1 protein-coding gene is annotated in these 1776 nt (G+C 66.4%); it reads left to right on the top strand.

The features are described 5' to 3' along the window. On the top strand, window positions 1-1776 hold a 1776-nt coding region (gene acs, locus M8859_RS36620; protein ID WP_249645675.1), incomplete at both ends, for an acetate--CoA ligase.

The raw sequence follows: 1776 nt of genomic DNA, 5'->3' as shown, positions 1-1776 counted from the left end.
CAGGTGCTGGATTGGAGTGACGCGCCGGTGGCGAAGTGGTTCGTCGGCGGCAAGCTCAACGTCGCCTACAACTGCGTGGACCGCCACGTCCTCGACGGCCACGGCGACCAGGTCGCCATCCACTGGGAAGGCGAACCCGGCGACTCCCGCGCCATCACCTACCGCGAACTGCTCGACGACGTCTGCCGGGCCGCGAACGCACTGACCGACCTCGGCCTCGTCGCCGGAGACCGCGTCGCGATCTACATGCCGATGGTCCCCGAAGCCATCATCGCCATGCTCGCCTGCGCCCGCCTCGGCCTCACCCACTCGGTCGTCTTCGCCGGCTTCTCCCCCACCGCCCTACGCCAACGCGTCGACGACGCGCAAGCCCGGCTGGTGATCACCACCGACGGACAGTGGCGCCGCGGCAAAGCCGCCCCCTTGAAACAAGCCGTCGACCAAGCCCTCCACGCACACAGCACCACCCCCGGCAGCGTCGAGCACGTGCTGGTGGTGCGCCGCACCGGCATCGAAGTCCCCTGGACCGACAACCGCGACCTGTGGTGGCACGACACCGTCACCACCGCATCCCCCACCCACCAACCACAACCCTTCGACGCCGAACACCCCCTGTTCATCCTCTACACCTCCGGCACCACCGGAAAACCCAAAGGCATCCTCCACACCACCGGCGGCTACCTCACCCAAACCGCCTACACCCACCACACCGTCTTCGACCACAAACCCGGCCAAGACACCTACTGGTGCACCGCCGACATCGGCTGGGTCACCGGCCACAGCTACATCGTCTACGGCCCCCTCACCAACCGCAGCACCCAAATCGTCTACGAAGGCACCCCCAACCACCCCGACGAACACCGCCACTTCCACCTCATCGAAAAATACGGCGTCACCATCTACTACACCGCCCCCACCCTCATCCGCACCTTCATGAAATGGGGCCGCGACATCCCCGACGCCCACGACCTGTCCACACTACGGCTACTCGGCTCCGTCGGCGAACCCATCAACCCCGAAGCCTGGCGCTGGTACCGCCAAGTCATCGGCGCCGACCGCACCCCCATCGTCGACACCTGGTGGCAGACCGAGACCGGCGCCATCATGATCTCCCCCCTACCCGGCGTCACCACCACCAAACCCGGCGCCGCCATGACCCCACTACCCGGCATCAGCGCCCAAGTCGTCGACGAAGAAGGCAAACCCGTCCACCGCGGAGAAACCGAAGCCAACGGCTACCTCGTCCTCGACCAACCCTGGCCGTCGATGCTGCGCGGCATCTGGGGCGACATGCAACGTTTCCGGGAAACCTACTGGGAACGCTTCGCCGCACAAGGCTGGTACTTCGCCGGCGACGGCGCCAAACTCGACACCGACGGCGACCTCTGGATCCTCGGCCGCGTCGACGACGTCATGAACATCTCCGGCCACCGCATCTCCACCGCCGAAGTCGAATCCGCCCTCGTCGCACACCACACCGTCGCCGAAGCCGCCGTCGTCGGCGCCACCGACCCCACCACCGGCCAAGGCATCGTCGCCTTCGTCATCCTCACAGCCCAAGCCCACAACACCGGAACCACACTCATCGACGACCTCAAAACCGAAGTCGCCCGCCACATCAGCCCCATCGCCCGACCCCGCGAAATCCACATCGTCCCCGAACTCCCCAAAACCCGCAGCGGCAAAATCATGCGCCGCCTCCTGCGAGACGTCGCCGAAGGACGCGAACTCGGCGACACCTCCACCCTCGTCGACCCGAGCGTCTTCGAAGCGATC

This window comes from Nocardia sputi, assembly GCF_023501985.1.
The sequence above is the reverse complement of the archived record's forward strand: the minus strand, read 5'-3'. Positions and strand labels throughout refer to the sequence as shown.